Annotated in this window: 18 protein-coding genes; 10 read left to right on the top strand and 8 right to left on the bottom strand. The window is 43.6% G+C overall.

Annotation, left to right across the window (positions count from 1 at the left end; genetic code table 11):
- Positions 1-112: 112 nt before the first annotated feature.
- The gene (locus ACMA1I_RS22965; RefSeq protein ID WP_337070838.1) at positions 113-361 is read right to left on the bottom strand and encodes a hypothetical protein; all 249 of its coding nucleotides are present in this window, start codon (positions 359-361) and stop codon (positions 113-115) included.
- A 427-nt stretch (positions 362-788) separates the two neighbouring features.
- On the opposite strand from ACMA1I_RS22965, the gene ACMA1I_RS22960 reads away from it, so the two are divergent.
- Positions 789-1,358, top strand: a complete 570-nt coding sequence (locus tag ACMA1I_RS22960; RefSeq protein WP_337070837.1) for a hypothetical protein — start codon at positions 789-791, stop codon at positions 1,356-1,358.
- A 69-nt stretch (positions 1,359-1,427) separates the two neighbouring features.
- On the opposite strand, the gene ACMA1I_RS22955 is transcribed toward ACMA1I_RS22960, so the two are convergent.
- From ACMA1I_RS22955 to ACMA1I_RS22945, 3 genes are all read right to left on the bottom strand, one after another.
- Positions 1,428-1,700 (bottom strand): hypothetical protein, encoded by a 273-nt coding sequence (locus ACMA1I_RS22955; protein ID WP_337070836.1) that lies wholly within the window; start codon positions 1,698-1,700, stop codon positions 1,428-1,430.
- Positions 1,701-1,703: 3 nt separating this feature from the next.
- Positions 1,704-1,970: a hypothetical protein gene (locus tag ACMA1I_RS22950; protein ID WP_337070835.1), complete on the bottom strand. Its 267-nt coding sequence runs from the start codon at positions 1,968-1,970 to the stop codon at positions 1,704-1,706.
- A gap of 754 nt (positions 1,971-2,724) precedes the next feature.
- Positions 2,725-2,979, bottom strand: a complete 255-nt coding sequence (locus tag ACMA1I_RS22945) for a hypothetical protein (protein ID WP_337070833.1) — start codon at positions 2,977-2,979, stop codon at positions 2,725-2,727.
- 127 nt (positions 2,980-3,106) lie between these two features.
- Between ACMA1I_RS22945 and ACMA1I_RS22940 the strand changes: the two genes are divergently transcribed.
- The 4 genes from ACMA1I_RS22940 (at position 3,107) to ACMA1I_RS22925 (ending at position 5,713) form a co-directional block, all read left to right on the top strand.
- Complete coding sequence (locus ACMA1I_RS22940) at positions 3,107-3,805, top strand: hypothetical protein (RefSeq protein ID WP_337070832.1); 699 nt, start codon at positions 3,107-3,109, stop codon at positions 3,803-3,805.
- Between the two features lie 189 nt (positions 3,806-3,994).
- Positions 3,995-4,477 (top strand): hypothetical protein, encoded by a 483-nt coding sequence (locus ACMA1I_RS22935; protein ID WP_337070831.1) that lies wholly within the window; start codon positions 3,995-3,997, stop codon positions 4,475-4,477.
- Positions 4,478-4,633: 156 nt separating this feature from the next.
- Positions 4,634-5,248: a DUF4468 domain-containing protein gene (locus ACMA1I_RS22930; RefSeq protein WP_337070830.1), complete on the top strand. Its 615-nt coding sequence runs from the start codon at positions 4,634-4,636 to the stop codon at positions 5,246-5,248.
- Positions 5,249-5,329: 81 nt separating this feature from the next.
- Positions 5,330-5,713 carry a DUF805 domain-containing protein gene (locus tag ACMA1I_RS22925; protein WP_337070829.1) on the top strand — a complete coding sequence of 128 codons (384 nt, stop codon included), beginning with the start codon at positions 5,330-5,332 and terminating at the stop codon, positions 5,711-5,713.
- Positions 5,714-5,784: 71 nt separating this feature from the next.
- Here the strand turns inward: ACMA1I_RS22925 and ACMA1I_RS22920 are convergent, their stop codons facing one another.
- Both ACMA1I_RS22920 and ACMA1I_RS22915 read right to left on the bottom strand, forming a co-directional pair.
- Positions 5,785-6,264, bottom strand: coding sequence for a hypothetical protein (locus tag ACMA1I_RS22920; protein WP_337070828.1), 480 nt, complete (start codon positions 6,262-6,264; stop codon positions 5,785-5,787).
- A gap of 1,076 nt (positions 6,265-7,340) precedes the next feature.
- Entirely contained in the window at positions 7,341-7,562 is a 222-nt protein-coding gene (locus ACMA1I_RS22915) for a hypothetical protein (protein WP_337070827.1), read from the bottom strand.
- A gap of 30 nt (positions 7,563-7,592) precedes the next feature.
- Between ACMA1I_RS22915 and ACMA1I_RS22910 the strand changes: the two genes are divergently transcribed.
- Positions 7,593-7,787: a hypothetical protein gene (locus ACMA1I_RS22910; RefSeq protein WP_337070826.1), complete on the top strand. Its 195-nt coding sequence runs from the start codon at positions 7,593-7,595 to the stop codon at positions 7,785-7,787.
- A 130-nt stretch (positions 7,788-7,917) separates the two neighbouring features.
- Positions 7,918-9,372, top strand: a complete 1,455-nt coding sequence (locus ACMA1I_RS22905; protein WP_337070825.1) for an alanine/glycine:cation symporter family protein — start codon at positions 7,918-7,920, stop codon at positions 9,370-9,372.
- 208 nt (positions 9,373-9,580) lie between these two features.
- Here ACMA1I_RS22905 and chrA read toward each other — a convergent pair whose 3' ends face one another.
- Together chrA and ACMA1I_RS22895 are read right to left on the bottom strand one after the other, a co-directional pair.
- A complete protein-coding gene (chrA, locus tag ACMA1I_RS22900) occupies positions 9,581-10,942 on the bottom strand; it encodes a chromate efflux transporter (RefSeq protein WP_337070824.1) in 1,362 nt (453 codons plus the stop codon).
- A 556-nt stretch (positions 10,943-11,498) separates the two neighbouring features.
- On the bottom strand, positions 11,499-12,359 hold the full coding sequence (locus tag ACMA1I_RS22895) for a chromate resistance protein ChrB domain-containing protein (RefSeq protein WP_337070823.1): 861 nt from the start codon (positions 12,357-12,359) through the stop codon (positions 11,499-11,501).
- A gap of 691 nt (positions 12,360-13,050) precedes the next feature.
- On the opposite strand from ACMA1I_RS22895, the gene ACMA1I_RS22890 reads away from it, so the two are divergent.
- From ACMA1I_RS22890 to ACMA1I_RS22880, 3 genes are all read left to right on the top strand, one after another.
- Positions 13,051-14,208 carry a PLP-dependent transferase gene (locus ACMA1I_RS22890; RefSeq protein ID WP_337070822.1) on the top strand — a complete coding sequence of 386 codons (1,158 nt, stop codon included), beginning with the start codon at positions 13,051-13,053 and terminating at the stop codon, positions 14,206-14,208.
- 55 nt (positions 14,209-14,263) lie between these two features.
- The gene (locus ACMA1I_RS22885) at positions 14,264-14,899 is read left to right on the top strand and encodes a peroxiredoxin (protein ID WP_337070821.1); all 636 of its coding nucleotides are present in this window, start codon (positions 14,264-14,266) and stop codon (positions 14,897-14,899) included.
- 326 nt (positions 14,900-15,225) lie between these two features.
- The gene (locus tag ACMA1I_RS22880; protein ID WP_337070820.1) at positions 15,226-16,179 is read left to right on the top strand and encodes a cation diffusion facilitator family transporter; all 954 of its coding nucleotides are present in this window, start codon (positions 15,226-15,228) and stop codon (positions 16,177-16,179) included.
- The last annotated feature ends 462 nt before the right edge of the window (positions 16,180-16,641 follow it).

Raw genomic sequence — 16,641 nt, 5'->3', positions numbered from 1 at the left:
TGAGAACAAGAAACAGAAGAGCAGTACGCAGAACAGCCTGTTTTTCTAAAAAACAACTAAATCACGAAAATGCAATGAAACTAACTTTCTTCTATAGAAACTATCATACATTCTAGACCACAACCCAGGTGCTCGTTGAAATCCTCTCGGATGTCGCCTTTGAGGTAAACTCTTTCTGAGTTTTAGAGAAGAAGCCAAAGAGCGTGTCGGCGTAGATGAACTCGGCGAAGGTGATGTTGCGGAAGCGCTCGGCTGGGCCGCGCATGACCTGGTACCCCAGTTTCAGGGTGGGCAGCAGCTGTTTGGTGAGGGTGCTATCCTCCAGGAATTCCAGCAGGGGATACAGGTTCAGGCGCTGCACGCCGGTGAACTGGTGCAGGATAGCCCACCTGACCTGCAGCAGGTTTTGAGCAGGAGCAGTTTCTGCAGGTGGTCCGGCTTGAAGGAGAACTGGATCCGAATGATCTCCAGGAGCTGCTCCCTAGTGAGCTCAATCCAAGTGCTGGCCACCTGCAGGTGCACGACCTATAGCTTTTCTTGACCTGGTACTTGAGGGTGAGGTGATACATGTAAAACTTGGTTTTACACGAATTTCACCAGGCAGAACAGCTTAAAAAAGACAGAAAAATAGAATAATCTATTGTGGAACTAGGGTGCCATATAGATTATACTATATATTTAATTATTTATTATCTAAGAGTTGCTGTCATGGCATGAAATGTGCGATTAGGTTTTTTAATATAATAGAAAGCATAAATCTCATAATTTTAACTTAACAAGCTTGAAGAATGAAAAAAATCATCTTTACTCTCTTATTAGCTATTCCCCTGGCAAGCACTGGTTTTGCCCAAACCCTAAAAGGATCCAAAATGATTGGAGGGGACGGATACCTCTCTTTTGACGATGCATTTTACGCCAACCTTAACCCTAATATAGGGTACTTTCCTTTAGATGATTTAGCTGTAGGTATTAAGACGCCAATAAACTTTGGGTCACATTCAGGAGGAAGATTTAAATACATCACCGGAGATCTAGCACCTTTTGTGCGTTATTATTTTGGGAAACCAACCCGCTTCAGAGTATTTGCGGAAGGCAGTGGCGGAATTGGTTATGCAAGGAATAAGAGTGAAAGGAATGAAAGCTATTCAGTGGGCTATATCCGGAATTCAATTGGAGGAAGTCTGGGAACAGTGTACTTCATTACCGAACAAGTCGGTTTAGAAGCTCAACTCAATTATCGCAATTACAAGTCTGGTTATAAAAGTTCCTCAGAAAACTTTATTGCTGATTCTAGGAGAAGCAACACGACCATTACTTTGGGAATACAAGTACATCTGCCTACCTCAAAAAAGGAGTAATAATTTAAATGATATTTCAGTGAAATAGAAAAGCTCAAGCACCACCTGCTTGAGCTTTTCTATTTCACTCTATCGTATTCCCACTCTGCCTGAACCTGATCTTGCGGAGAAACTCGTGCAGGAACAGGAGCTGCTTTTGCTCTTCCTCCCAGAGCGTAAACTCATCTGAGGCGATTTCACACAGATTGTTTCCATTTGGACCAGCGTTGCCTGTAGGTCGGAGACATCGGGTATGGCCTTTAATAGCTCTATGAGCGCGCCTAACACAGCCTCTGTTATCTGAGGCTCGTTGCGGATGATCAGCTCTTCCTGACTATCCGTTACTCTTCTGGATATGCTCATGGCTTAAGCGCTTTTAAACTCCTGCATGCTAGCAAACATATCCTTTATATCAAAGAGCAAGGCCAGGGCGTTTTTCAGCTCCGTGGAGTCGGCTTCCTGGCTATTGAAGTAGAGGCTAAAGAACCGGATCAGCTTTTCGAGCTGGTCGTTTAGCTGGGCGGATTTATCGTGGCAGCGCTCGTGCAGGTAGTTGAGGTAGGGCTGTATGTTTATGTAGTGGTTGGTGTGCTGGTTGAGCACCAGGTGGGGCGGCTGGTTATTTTTTTGCATAGAGTGGCAGGTTAGAGATGAACGACACGCAGGTGGTGTATTCATCGGTGATATTGGCCCCGTTGTCCCAGTTGCCGTTGATGTGGCAGTAGTTGATCACGCTATTGGTCTTGGGCTTGGAGAAGCGGCTGCTCACCGCGCATCCTGCGCCGTGANCGCAGGTGGTGTATTCATCGGTGATATTGGCCCCGTTGTCCCAGTTGCCGTTGATGTGGCAGTAGTTGATCACGCTATTGGTCTTGGGCTTGGAGAAGCGGCTGCTCACCGCGCATCCTGCGCCGTGAGCAGCACGATCTTCTTGCGGTTTTTGGAAAGGATGAACTCCGGAAAGGCGTTGGCGAAAAAGGAGATATCGGTGATCACCTAGGAGGCATAGCGGTTACTGTTGGAGCGCTTGAGGAACTCCTCCACCTCCGGCACACTCTTCCGGATAAAGACCTCGTTGCCTTTCTCGTCCAGCTCCACGTAGCCATACACCACGCCGGAGCCGTACTAGGCCTTCGCTTTCCAGGTCAGCGTGTCGGAGAGTACCTCGCTCTTCTCCACATCCTTAACCACGTTTTGCGGGAAGAGGTTGTCCTCCCCCAGGAGGCTATCTCGTCGCCCATGGCCTTGACCACCGGCGTGGTGGCAACGGCTCCTGGCGCATTGGCTCCTTTGGCCGAGCCTGTGCTTCCAAGGCTGGCGTTCAGCTTGATGATGGCCCCAGCTGAGGTATAGACGAAGGTGGCCTCTTTGTTTACAACTACGCTCATCAGATAATCACTTTCATTCCATTGAATTGAATGATGAGCCAGATGCTGCACTTGCGGATCTGCCCGCTCGGTACCACCATCAGGTTGCGGGTGTAGTTCTCGTAGTGGTGCGGGTTCTTTGGGCTTTCAGGAACCTGTGCCTGGTGCGGTTGCCCGTTGGCTTTGGCAGCTTTTCTGGGAAGAGAGGACGTCTTAAAGCAACTCGGCAGCTCCACGAACTGCCCGCCTGCGCCGCTGCGCCGGTTGCACTTCACGTACCGGATAGAGAATGCGTGGCCGTCTCCATCCGCTCCAGCACTTCCCTCAGCCTAATTATCTTATTGCTCAACAAGAGCGAATTTCAGGAGTTGGAGGGAGGGGAAAAAAGAAATAAAATTGTCTTTGATAAAAGAAATATATGGTAAGTTTGATACTGTTAATACAGTTTATGTGCTTATTCCTATAGATCAACCAACAACTGTAGGATATTTTTCTATTAAAATGTTTACGATGAAGAACCTTTACAGCCTTTTAATCCTTAGCATCTTCATTTCAAGTTGTTCTACAACAAACCCCAGTTTGCATTCAGTCACTGAGTTAGCAGATCCTAGCATAAATAGAGACAACTATTACGAGTACCATAAAAAAAGCGGTGGTGGAGAGCCTCTCACTACGGCTTGGCTTAGAAGATCTGAGGCGGTTCAAGTAATCATAGATGAATTGAAAGAATTAGGACATTTACCCAAGGAGTATGTTTTATACGAATTTGCAGATGGTAATACATTAGTAGTTGATGCTTACATTTCAGAGAAAGATCTAGCTATAGTGTTCAATCAAAGCCACTATGCAGATGTTAAAAAAGAACATCGTGACATTAGTAGGCTACATCAATTCAAGTATAAATATGCCGGTGCGAAAGGTACACCCTATACTTATACTAGCTTTACTAAAAATTTTATCGTGTTACAAGAAACCTGGTATTGGTATCAATATTTGAATGATAAACCTTCAAAAGGAATGGTAAGCAGAGCCACTATTGAGCAGATACTTAGACAAGATGTTCGAGCACTTGTGGCGGATTATCAAAGTAGTATAAACTAAACTATCATGACCACACCACTTTTGATACTTATTATTCTGAAGGTGGCCACTATTCTAATAATAGAAACGGGAACAAAACTTACGTGAAGCGAAAGTAAGATAATTAAGTTTTTAAGTCTAGAATATCCCACCAGGCAAGAATTCTTAAGCTCTAGCCTCCAAAATTTTTTATAAAAAAAGCATAGCTACATGAAAATAATCCTACCCTTACTGCTTATTTCCTTACTATTTTTTTCCTGCTCCAAAAAGGAGGAGGTAGAGCCGGTCTTTACTTTCACACTTGAAGATGTACAAGCGAACATTATCGGAACTTGGATTGCTGTATCATCCAAAATAGTTTATTATGACAATGAAGGTAAAGTTGTGCACACCATCGAGCACACAAGCGTATCGGAAAATCCTTATGTATTTGGACCTGAAAATGTAAATTACTCTATCCAAACTCCAGATCGTCAGGTCGATTATGTACAACCTTATGCTGTGATTGAGGTTGAAGACCATTTATTCTTAACAATTGATCAACGCTTTAGCAAAAGGTATATTCATATCATTCCCAAGTCTAATACAGAAATGATATGGCAAAATGAATTGATCAATATGCCCTACTATAAAGACGACACCAATCATGTATCTGCTAGATCGGTCACATCTGTTACTCGAAGAAAAAAGTAAGTAGTGTAAACCACTTATTCTAAATTTACTTCATTTACCCCCTTTTTAACAAATCCCTTCTACAAGCCTTACCTCTTAGAGAACAAAATAAGTTCCTTGTTGGGATAAAGATGCAGTAGCCATATCCCGATAGTTTTAATTAAAACCAAACAACAATTGAAAACAATATTTACTGCTTTTCTATTACTATTTGGAATTGGAGCCTTTGCTCAGGATCCCATGTATTCGGGGCAAAGAAGTATTCCTATTAATGACTCCAGGCTGCACCTACAACCCTTGCCAATAAATAACTCAACAGGGAAAATTGAATTTCATAATATGGTAGAGGTGCCCGGCAAATCCATGCCAGAAATTCACGCGATTGCCAGGGAGTGGTTTTTAAAGACATTCGCATCGCCTAATGCAGCTTTGGAAACGGATGATATTGATGCCGGTGTCCTTAAAGGGAAAGGAGTGATCACCAAAACCATGTTCTCATCCACAACCGGTCTTTTTGGAGACATGGAATCCGCAAACCTTACAGTCAAAGTGGATTCTGATGATGGTTATTACAGCTATACACTCTCCGATATAGTATTTAATTTAGCCTCGCCTCAAGCAACAAGGCAGTATCCAGCCGAAGAGATTATTACAGATAAACATTTATTCAAGCCTAATGGCCAAGCCAGAAGTAAAAGCAGGAATCTAAAAGAGATGGTAATGATTAGTGTACGTCAGTTAACCAATTCTTTAAAATCTTCAATTAAGAATGGCGAGATGGATAACTACTAAAAATCTTCATTAGCAACGATATACCTTGTTATAAACATTTAATCCATTTCAAATTTCTTAAACCAATTAACCAACCCTTCTATGTCAAACATTTTCTCATTTAGCGGAAGAATCCGCAGAACAGAGTACGCCGTTACTCAAATTGTCCTTTCTATTGTAGGATCTATCATCTTCTTTGTGTTTGGAGTTTCCCTCTTGGCAGGAGGTGAATCTGCTGTCGGAGGTGTATTGGTAGCCATGTTCGTGACTTATGCGGTAATAACCTGGATTGCCATTGCCTCAGGCGCTAAAAGATGCCACGACCGCGGGAATTCTGGTTTTTTCCAGCTTATTCCCTTCTATAGCCTGTGGATGCTGTTTGGTGACGGAGATCACGGCCGGAACAACTATGGCGATGATCCAAAAGGCCGCATGAGCCAAGCTGATATATTTGAGGCTATGTCGTCTAAAAAGGCTACAGCTTAAAAAGATTTCCATTCCTAGCCAGAGCTCTTTAGCTCTGGCTAGCATATCTCCTACGTGGTGGTAAGGCGCAGTTATTTACTCTTAACCCAGGCGTCATACATTCCAGCACCAGTAGTATATTTAAATGTTTTTGTTAAACTCAGATTTTTCCCTTCTTTAATATCAATGTAAGTATAGGAGTAAGCAAGATCGCTGCTGCCAGTGGACTTAGGTAAAAGCACATACACGAAATATCTACCTGGCTGTAGCATTTCATTCATTTTAGTGCCTATCGCACCGTATTCGATGCTTCGAAATGTGCCGGAAGTTTTATCATAAACTTCACCTACAAATAGATTCGGCGAGGCATTCACGTCAAAATTACTATTCTCAGCCTTCCACACATGAATAATGGCTTTAATAGGTTCTGCAGTAATTTCTCCCGTAGAGGACATTGTTTCTTTAGATACACTAAGTATAAACCTAGAAACAGGTTCAGGAGCAGGTTCATTGTCTCTTTTACAGGCTGACATGAGCACAATGAAAAACAGGAATAAGATTTTTTTATTCATGGTGATGAAGGATGAAATAGGTGGAATGATAGGAATAGAAACTCGATACTATTAATTATAATTTTGATACTATACGATCTGCAATTTAATTAGTTTAGGTACAATTAAAATATAAATACTTCAATTAATTCATCTTTTAATTGAGTAAATTCACTATAGAGTAAGTTCAATAGTCTTGGCTGTTGTACTGTTCATGCCCCGTAATTTGCTAATCCCTTTGATAACTATTTCGGATGAAGCTATTGTTTTCTTTTAAAGGCAAACTTAGAGCGCTACCTTTAGTTAAAGACCATTTGATGGGCAGATTTAGTGTAAGCTTCAATCGAAATGCCTGTATGTAATACCTCCTAGCTATTAGTCTCTCCTTTCAAAGGAGTTGGGCAAAGAAGAGGCTGATGAGATAAAAATAGCCTAAAGCAGGCTGAGCAGATTACAGTAGAAGAGCTCTCTGTTCCTGCCACCGAAGGACTTAAAGTTGAGCAAAAGGAGATCGACGGCCGCAGAAACAATTGAAGGAGGCGCAACGGGAGGATGATTATCCAAATGCTGATAAATGTCTGCTGTTTGAAAAGATAGAGAGCATTTTCTGCCGAGAAAACAAGCGCTACACAGATATAAAGCAAAGCAACAGAACCACTTTTCCGTTGAGAAAATATGTAAAAAATAGAAGGTGAGCACCTACTGGTTCTACTACTAACTTAGGCCCCCTGGCGAAAATAGCAGGGGCTTTTTTAGAACAGTGGGTTCTCGAATTGAGCAATTGACGCTATAATCAGGTCCAGTATTATTTCATAGCTGAGGCGGCGGGACTATAATGGCTCCATCACCATAGTTCACTTGGAAACAAATCACTGGGGAAGTCGATGCAAATAGCATAGAAAAGCTGCGAATTCGCGATGGGAAGACCTTTGAGCTACTGAAAATAGGTTTATTGGATTGTTAAGAATAGGGTGAGCAGGCAATCCTCAAGCTATTTTTAAAATCTAACTCGGAAGTAGTTAATCCGCTTAAATTCATGCAAAAACATATTAGAAAAGCCATTTTAATAAGTAAAATTTCAGTTTTAGCAAATGAAACTATAAAGCTTTCTTTTCAAGATCCTCTCCTGCTTCCTTTTCGGCTGTGGCTTTCTTATTTATATATACTTGCCATGTTACGGCCTTACCGTTTTCAGAATACCAGGTAAAAGATTTAGCGGATTCTGATACATTTTTTTCCTGAAAGCACCATTTCCACCAGATCCAACCAATGAGGAGAAAAGAGACAAGGCAACCCGCAAATAAAATATATTGCATCATGGCCAAATATACATTAGCAGATTTACCTGAATGTTAACCAACCATTATCTCTCCGTTATAAATTCTATTATTTACCTCCCCTACCCCGGCCATACCCGCCCAGCTACTCCCAATTATTTTAAAGAGTATTCGCTAATCGAAAGCCACAAAAGCACCAGTATAGTTAATCTTGAGGTAGAACTTAAAAACAAACTTGAGGTTCATAATGCCACAACTATTCGTTAGTGCTGCACTATATTCACTAAAAGAGCCCTAGATATCTCATAATATTTGCTTTACTTTATAAGATGCAAACCAGCCAAAAATTGCCTACACAGCATGTAATGGCTTCTTTGTCCGCCCCAATCTCAATTAAATGGAAAATTACATCAACTCAGTTAACGATCTAGTGTGGAGCAGCGCCCTCATTTTTCTTTGCCTTGGAGCAGGCATCTACTTCTCCATTATCACACGGTTTTTACAAATTCGGCACCTTCCCGAAATGATCAGGCTGCTCTTTAGAGGTCAGGCGTCAGACAAAGGAGTAAGTTCTTTCCAGGCTTTTTCTATCGCTATTGCCGGTCGAGTAGGTACTGGTAACATAGCTGGTGTGGCCACCGCCATTGCTATGGGAGGCCCCGGCGCAGTTTTTTGGATGTGGGTTATAGCTTTTCTGGGTAGTGCCTCAGCCTTTATAGAGGCCACACTTGGGCAGATCTACAAGCAGGTTAAAGACGGGCAGTATCGTGGCGGTCCTGCTTATTATATAGAAAAGGGTTTGGGCGTAAAATGGTACGCAATTGTTTTTGCAGTAGCCACTATTATCAGCATGGCCTGCTTTTTGCCTGGTGTTCAAAGCAACAGCATTGCCACCAGCATGGAAGCCGCATTTCAGGTGCCCGTGGCAGTTACAGGTGGTACCGTTACTTTGCTGCTTGCCCTCATCATATTTGGTGGTGTTCGCCGTATTGGCAAAGTCGCCGAAATTGCCGTTCCTTTTATGGCCGGTGCTTACATCCTGATGACTCTGGTTATTATTACCCTTAACATAACGGAAATACCTGCTGTTTTTAGCTTGATAATACGGTCTGCTTTTAACCTGGAGCCTGCCTTTGCCGGTGTATTTGGTATGGCAATTTCCTGGGGAGTAAAAAGAGGCATTTATTCGAATGAGGCAGGTCAGGGAACAGCACCGCACGCAGCGGCTGCGGCAGAAGTAAGCCACCCGGTAAAGCAGGGGTTAGTGCAGGCTTTCTCTGTGTATGTAGATACCTTATTGGTGTGTACCGCCACAGCTTTTATGATTTTGTTTACAGGACAATATAATGTGATAAACCCAGAAGGTGGTTTTATTGTGGAAAATGCTCCTGGCATAGCCTATGGGCCAACCTATACGCAGCAAGCTGTAAACACCTACTTCCCCTCACTTGGCGGTGGCTTTGTAGCCATATCGTTGCTGCTGTTCGCTTTTACAACCATAATGGCCTATTATTACATAGCAGAAACCAACCTTAGCTACCTCAGCAAAAAAAATAACAAAGCCATGCTCTGGCTGTTAAGAACGATTATTCTGGCCGCTACTTTTTATGGCTCCGTTAAAACTGCTGAGTCGGCCTGGGTATTAGGTGATATAGGAGTAGGTATTATGGCCTGGCTCAATGTAATCGCTATTCTCCTGTTGCATAAGCCCGCCATAAAAGCACTCAAAGATTACAAGGCCCAGCTAAAAAACGGTGTAGATCCAGTATTTAACCCTCAAAAGCTGCACATTAAAAACGCTGATGAATGGCTACTGCCTGAAGAGGTAAAGAAAAAAATCAAAGTAGGATAACATCTTTTGAAATGGAATAAAAAAAGACGTACAGGAGCAAACAAACCTAATCCTGTACATCTTTTTTTATCCACTCAGTTAAAAGCTTTTTTTAGAAGAGAAATAAGAAAGCTAGTAAATTCAATCTATGGACAAAATGCAGCAAGCCCTTACTGTACATACTTATCCCGATACCACCGGCTGACTTTTAAACATCCGAGTCAGTTTACTACAGCAATTGCAGAAAGTAAAAGAGCAGGCCAGCAGCTGCACTCACAGCAATCCAGGTGATCATTCCTACTTTGTAGTAATACATTGCAAAGAAGGAGATCACGATCCAGCTCAGCGCCAGCCAGTCTACTTCCTGCCCTTGCCCCAGCACAACGGCACGTCCGAAGTAAACTGCCAGGTTAAGCACGACACCCACTACCGCTGCCGTTACCACACCAAGTACAGATTTAACCCGAACATCGCCCTGCGTCCGTTCAATAAACGGGCCTCCAACCAATATAAAAAGAAAACAAGGCAGAAAGGTAAAGAAAGTGGTGGTAAATAAACCTAAGGAGCCCATCAGCAGCGATCCGCCATAATGGTTATAGCCTGCCATAAAACCTACAAACACCAATACCATAATCAGTGGGCCAGGTGTGGTTTCACCAAGCGACAGACCATCTATCATCTGGAGCTTAGTCAGCCAGTTAAAGTTCTCAACTGCCACCTGCGCCACATACGGCAACACAGCATAAGCTCCTCCAAAAGTGACCAATGCCGCTTTTGTGAAAAATACGGAAAGGTTTTTCCAAAAGGTAAAATCCTGACTAATAGCATAGAACAAGAGATAGGGTGTTACCCACAACGCCACCACTACCAGCCCCCGTAGCAAAAGCTGGGGCACCGTGAGCATAGTATCGTGAACTTGACTACCACTATGCAGGTAAAACTCCTGTCCCTCATTAGCGGCAAGTGTCGTACTTTGCTCGTTTTCTTTGAAAAGGTTGGGGTACACTTTTCTGGTAATAATTGCAACCGCCATAGCTGTAATAATAATGTACGGGAAAGGAATATTCAGAAAATAAATAGCACAGAAACTTGCCGCCGCCAACACATAATGAAACAGGCTGTGCAATGATTTCTTCCCGATTTTGAGCAGCGCTAGCAGCACAATGGCCACCACCGCTGGCTTAAGCCCATAAAACAATGCCGAAACCCAGGGAATGGTGCCATAGCTGACATAAGCCATACTGAGGCCCAACAAAATAAAAACGGAAGGTAAAACGAAGAGAATGCCTGCTGCCAGGCCACCGCGCACTCCATGTAGCAGCCAGCCAATGTAGGTAGCCAGCTGTTGTGCCTCCGGCCCGGGCAGCAGCATGCAATAATTGAGGGCATGCAGAAATTTTGAATCAGAAATCCACTTTTTCTTGTCGACCACAAATTCATGCATGATCGCGATCTGGCCTGCAGGTCCTCCAAAGCTGATAAAGCCTAGCTTTAACCAAAACAGGAATGCCTCCCTGAAAGAAGGTTTGGCAGGTGCTGCTGAATTATCTTGTTGTAAAACAGGACGGGGTTTAACATTATAGTCTTTCATAATGAGACAGGCAGTATAACTAGCTTAATGAAATTTATATCCGAATCCATAAGTCCACAGCCAGGAGTGGTCGCTGGCGCGATGGTAGGCTGGTGCACTTGATAATAATTTACCATAATCCAGCCGCGGCGAAAGTCCAAGTTTTGGTTCAGCCTTGCTATCCACGATCAGCAAAGAAGGGAAAGCACCAACTCCCAGTGACAACATGTGGCCGACCCTTAGTTTCAGGTTAGGCCCGCCCACGTTCATAGCGTATACATTGTTATTACCAAAGGAGAACCCGAGCATTCCTTCCAAGCCCTACTCTACCTCCTTCTGTTCTTTTGGCAAATTTGCATCCTGGGCCTGCGCTACCAGGGAGGCTAAAAATATACTACAGGTTATTAAAAGTCTGCCAGGCCAACCGACAGCAGCAGCAGCAATAATATCATTTTTGAAATCTTGTTCAGCAGGTTTTCGGGCAGGTCCAGAGTTAAAAATTGTAAGAGTTAACATCATAATAGCGATTTGTTTCTTACAATTTTAGCTACCCGCCTTCTCTTAAAATAGAATGTGGTTAACCATTAGAATCTTTTTTACCTTTTGCGAATTTTTTTTTATAATCAGAGGGATTCTGCCCCGTAAACTTTTTAAAAATCCGGGTAAAGTGGCTTTGGTCAGAAAAACCGGTAAGGTAGGCAATTTTTGAAAGTGAATGCGACGTTTGATGCAGCAGGTGCAGGGCCTTTTCTATGCGCAACTTCCGGATATACTCACCATATGACATGTTGTCGAAGTACTTTGAGAACTCGCGCGACAGGTAAGCCGGATGTAACTGCAGTTCCTCGGCTATATCTTTTAAGCTTATGCTCAAATTCGTGTCTATCTGGTCTTGTATTATTTCTTTCAGGCCTTTTGCCCAAACAGGTACTTTTTTCTCGGCCTGCTGCTGCCGCAGATAAGAATGAAAAGCCTGCAGAAACACATTTTCGTTTGGTTGTTGCAGGTGCTTTACTCCCTGCAGTTGTTTTGCCCACGTATACAAGGCATCATACATAATCAAACCATGCTCCAGTAATTGATGATCATCTTTAAAATTGGTAGAAAGCCCGGCTGATATGGCCCACAACCCTGCCGACTGACTGCTCAGGCTATGGTTATCGGTATCGGCACCTCTAATAATAGGAGCCATAACATGTAGGGCAGCGTCAGGTAGCTGGTACTTCTCCAGAAAATAATCAAAGGTGCACTGGTCGTTGTAGTGTGTGAACTCTGCTTCTGGCAAGTCGAAGGGAGTAGCATCAAGTTCTTTAGCCCGCTCCATTACCTGCGCATAGGGCACAAAGTAAAATACAGCCTCTTTGTCTATAAACCTTTTGATAAGCCAGGGGCAGGCAATCCGGTCTACTTTTGGGCGCTCGCGGGTAATCCAGTTCATATTTGTAATGTGGTAGCAGGTTGTTACAGCAGACAAAATGCTAATGCTTTGGCTCCTGCGTCAGGGCGATTAACTATAATACATTATTAATCAGCTATTTTTATCTTAATCCGTTTTAACAACTTTTATAAATTTACAAATATATTTTTTTTAAAACTATTTAGGCATTATCTTTGTATACTAAATCTATAGAGATTTAAATTTAAACAACTCGTCAACATGAAAAAAGGAACTGCTTCTGATTACAAGCAATTTGCATCTCCGGCCGTACTGGCTCGGGTCCTTTCTGTTATGGCTGACGCTGGTTGTTGTTGCTGATTCTGCCGGTACTCCCGCAGCACCCTGCTGCCCTTACCTTTCATAAACCGGGTTTCTTTTTCGTACTAAAATCATCGCTACAGGTTCACTAATTTTATTAAGCAGGTGCGGCATGGCCCGCAAATAAGAAGGATGGATGCAAAAACTGCAGCAGGAAAAGGCTTCAGGCAGCTGAAGCTCCAACCTCACATTCTATAGCTGCGCTCAACCTGCCTTTTATTATAAACCTTCTGAAGCTGCTTTGGAATTGCATGGATGCCGGTTGTCACCTGGTGTCTTCTGCACAGCTCCTATACGTTAAGCATTCCCACTTTTACCAATTGGCACGCAGCCATTTTCACAATCAGCAACAACAATAACAAAATCAGAAACCATGCATACGCTAAACATACACTTCGATTCAAGAAATTACCTATACCAAAGAGCATTAGCCAGTCAGACCAGCACCAATGGCAACCTTGCTGAAGCAAGGCAGTTCAGCCTCCCAAACCTGGACAGGCAGTTCTTCTGGAATGCAAAAGGAAAACCAATCTTCTTTTCTGATAAGCTCAGCCAAGCCAGAATCAAACTTTTTAAAGATCTGGTTTCGAAGGGTGAGAACATTGTAGTCTTAAACGCCAATACACAGAAATGGCAGGAACTACCACGTTATGCTACGTTAGGCTTTGGCATAAAGCAGCAAACTGAGGCAGGCCAACTAGCTTATAAGGAGCTGGTAGATGAGCAGACAAGCCTGATTTATGTGGCAACCATTGGCGACGATTTGTCGGTACCTGACTTTCAGAAGGTGATTCGCTTTGCCCATGACCGCGGCATAGTAGTAGTGGTCGACAACACTGCCGGTGCTGAAGGCATTTTATTCGACCCAATTACCTGGGGAGCAGACTATGTTATGTCGAACCTGTTGTACTGGCACTCCGATTTGAAAACCCCAGGGCATGTAGTAGTCCGCACCTCCAGCCTCGTTATCGGCGATAGCTGGGGCAACCAATCGCCATACAACGAGCACAAATCCGGAGAAGGCCGCGTGATACCTCTGCCAACTGCCAGCTTCTGGCAAGAGAACCCAAACGAAGTTGCCCGCATAAAAGAAAAACTGGCTGTAACCTTGCATCTGGCCAAATGGCTGCAGGCACTGCCTCAGACGGAGGAAGTGGTGTATCCTGGTTTACCTAAGCACCCCGACCACTTTGATGCATTAAAGTTCTTCAGAAATGGCTTCGGCAACCAACTCATCTGGGCCCCTGCCTCAGAAACAAATATTATTGATTTGCTGCAAAAGCAATTTGTGGGTGTGCCGGTACCAGGCGTAAAAATTACACCTACAACTGATAGTAAGGCTTTTAAAATAGAAGTGCGAAACGGCAACCTGAAAGAAATAACAGATGCCATGCAACGTGCATTAGCGCTTTCGGGCAACGCAAGCGGCTTTCGGCGGTTGGAGGACCAACAGGCAAGGCTGCATTCAGAGCAAATCCGAAGCAGCATAGAGAATGAAACAATTCAAAAATTAACCTCTTCTGATTTTTAATTTCAGAAACAGGAACTGTATCTTTAGTAAATAACCTAAATAAAAGTACAAAACTATGAGTTTACAACTAGGCGATTTAGCCCCAGACTTTACAGCAGAAACGACATCAGGAACAATTAATTTTCATGAGTGGCTTGGCGACTCATGGGGCATACTTTTTTCGCACCCAGCCGATTTTACTCCCGTGTGTACTACAGAGTTAGGCACAACGGCCAAATTGCAAGGTGAGTTCGAAAAGCGCAATGTAAAAGTAGTGGCGTTAAGTGTAGATCCGCTCGACTCGCACCACGAATGGATTAAAGACATAAACGAAACGCAGGCCACAGAAGTAAATTTCCCGATAATTGCCGATTCAGATCAAAAGGTTGCACAACTTTACGGCATGATTCATCCGAACGCCTCCGACAAACTTACAGTTCGATCGGTGTACGTTATCGGGCCAGAGAAGAAAATTAAGTTGACCATAACATACCCTGCCTCCACAGGCCGCAATTTTAACGAATTGCTCCGTGTAATCGACTCGCTACAGCTAACAGCTAACTATAGCGTGGCCACTCCTGCCAACTGGCAGCATGGCGAAGATGTGGTGATTGCGCCAGCCATAAAGAACGAAGACATACCGGCCAAATTTCCAAAAGGACATAAGGAAGTGAAGCCTTACCTGCGCACCACACCACAGCCCAACCTGTAACTAACCTTTAAGTTCTTAAAATGAAAATCCCCGGCACAAATCAACCAACCGGGGATTTTTGTTTTCCCTCTTTAGTTCTCAAGCCCTTGACCTAAAACCTCTTTCGGAAGCTCCGGAAGGGCAAAACCATTATAATAATTTCAGAATTACTGATTTAGCTGATGGCTCGGATTGAAGAAGGTGTATATAATTTAGCAGCTACTTCCGGTTAACCTTAACCATTTTTGGCATCAATCCTGCTGCATTTTACTTTACACCTTTGTTCTAGTTACTTAATTAGAACAGGTGCTCAGTATCCTCTTATCTGAAATAGAGTAAAAAGAAATATGGGACAACATCATTCACACGGGACCTGTCAGCACCAGCATGCCGAAGAGCATGACCACACGCACACAGAAGGAGGATTGCATGTGCACCCCATTGTAAAAAACCTGCGGGTGGCGCTGGCCCTGAACCTGGCTTTTACGATTATAGAATTTATAGGAGGCATCCTCACCAACTCCGTAGCTATTCTCTCAGATGCCATTCACGATCTGGGCGATAGCATTGCCATAGCGGCCTCTCTTGTGCTCGAAAAGCAATCGCAGAAAGGACGCACCAGTAGCTTTACTTATGGCAAACGCAGGTTCTCCACACTGGCGGCCTTTATTACCTCTTTAATTTTGGTGGTAGGCTCAGTCGTGATAATATTCCAAGCAGTTCCCCGGCTCTTTGCTGTGCAGGAAGTTCATGCGGAAGGCATGCTGTGGCTATCGGTGCTGGGCATTTTGTTTAATGGTGTGGCCTTGCTACGGTTGCGCAGTGGCAGTAAAAGCTCGTTGAACCAGCGCGCCGTTATGCTGCATCTCCTCGAAGATGCCATGGGTTGGGTGGCAGTACTGGCCGGTAGCGTAGTTATGTATTTCACCAATTGGTTCTGGGTAGACCCGCTGCTGTCGTTGGGGATTGCAGGTTTTATTTTGTATAATGCTACCAGCAATATAGTGGCTACTTTAAAGATATTTTTACAATCTGCCCCGGCTACTTACAACGGCCTCGAAATTAAGCGGGAACTGGAAATACTGCCGCAGGTACAGAATGCTCACGACCTGCATTGCTGGACCATGGATGGCGAGTACAACGTTCTGACAGTGCACCTGGTGGTAAAGCAATCGTTTCCGAAAGAAGAATGGAGTACTCTTAAACAACAGGCGCTAGCAGTTCTTGCCAGATACCAGATCCAGCACGCTACCATTCAGCTGGAAACAGAGGAAGAAGTTTGTGCATTAAGCAGCTGCTAAACCAGCACGCTATGTGCCTGAGCCTTGATACGAACCTAAACGGTGTGGCAATAAAGATTATAACCTCTCATTCCTCCTAAAACAGGTTGAGGATTGGGAGCTGAAGGTGCTCATTTAGCAGCCTTAAATGGCATGGTTCCAGCTCACGGTGCATCATGTTAAATGAAACTGAAGCTACTTCTGTCCACAATTATTCTAATGAAATAAGCCTTCCAAAGGTTAGTAAAACATATATATCGAAAGGGTTACTCTTTCATCAGGCCATAAAAGCATCTGTTTTCTAATCTGCGCTCACAGTTGTGTTTACTTTTTTTACTCCATTATAATAATTTATTCTATTTTAACGTGAACTCGGGAATTAAGCCAATGTTCTGGCGAGGTTAAACTTTTTGTTTTTGTGGTCGAGAAAGGTGTAGGCGGTCAGACCTGAGAGGATGTGGACCAGGGCGTTGATGGGGTTTC

This window comes from Pontibacter sp. 13R65 (assembly GCF_047525655.1).
Classification (GTDB): domain Bacteria; phylum Bacteroidota; class Bacteroidia; order Cytophagales; family Hymenobacteraceae; genus Pontibacter.
Note: the sequence above shows the minus strand (reverse complement) of the source record. Positions and strands in the feature narration are given on the sequence as shown.

What these genes read in the sequence shown, in the direction of transcription:
- ACMA1I_RS22960 (WP_337070837.1), top strand. Translation starts at nt 789, where the DNA reads ATGAAAAAAATCATCTTTACTCTCTTATTAGCTATTCCCCTGGCAAGC.
- ACMA1I_RS22955 (WP_337070836.1), bottom strand. Translation starts at nt 1,700, where the DNA reads ATGAGCATATCCAGAAGAGTAACGGATAGTCAGGAAGAGCTGATCATC.
- ACMA1I_RS22950 (WP_337070835.1), bottom strand. Translation starts at nt 1,970, where the DNA reads ATGCAAAAAAATAACCAGCCGCCCCACCTGGTGCTCAACCAGCACACC.
- ACMA1I_RS22935 (WP_337070831.1), top strand. Translation starts at nt 3,995, where the DNA reads ATGAAAATAATCCTACCCTTACTGCTTATTTCCTTACTATTTTTTTCC.
- ACMA1I_RS22925 (WP_337070829.1), top strand. Translation starts at nt 5,330, where the DNA reads ATGTCAAACATTTTCTCATTTAGCGGAAGAATCCGCAGAACAGAGTAC.
- ACMA1I_RS22920 (WP_337070828.1), bottom strand. Translation starts at nt 6,264, where the DNA reads ATGAATAAAAAAATCTTATTCCTGTTTTTCATTGTGCTCATGTCAGCC.
- ACMA1I_RS22915 (WP_337070827.1), bottom strand. Translation starts at nt 7,562, where the DNA reads ATGATGCAATATATTTTATTTGCGGGTTGCCTTGTCTCTTTTCTCCTC.
- ACMA1I_RS22910 (WP_337070826.1), top strand. Translation starts at nt 7,593, where the DNA reads ATGTTAACCAACCATTATCTCTCCGTTATAAATTCTATTATTTACCTC.
- ACMA1I_RS22905 (WP_337070825.1), top strand. Translation starts at nt 7,918, where the DNA reads ATGGAAAATTACATCAACTCAGTTAACGATCTAGTGTGGAGCAGCGCC.
- chrA (WP_337070824.1), bottom strand. Translation starts at nt 10,942, where the DNA reads ATGAAAGACTATAATGTTAAACCCCGTCCTGTTTTACAACAAGATAAT.
- ACMA1I_RS22895 (WP_337070823.1), bottom strand. Translation starts at nt 12,359, where the DNA reads ATGAACTGGATTACCCGCGAGCGCCCAAAAGTAGACCGGATTGCCTGC.
- ACMA1I_RS22890 (WP_337070822.1), top strand. Translation starts at nt 13,051, where the DNA reads ATGCATACGCTAAACATACACTTCGATTCAAGAAATTACCTATACCAA.
- ACMA1I_RS22885 (WP_337070821.1), top strand. Translation starts at nt 14,264, where the DNA reads ATGAGTTTACAACTAGGCGATTTAGCCCCAGACTTTACAGCAGAAACG.
- ACMA1I_RS22880 (WP_337070820.1), top strand. Translation starts at nt 15,226, where the DNA reads ATGGGACAACATCATTCACACGGGACCTGTCAGCACCAGCATGCCGAA.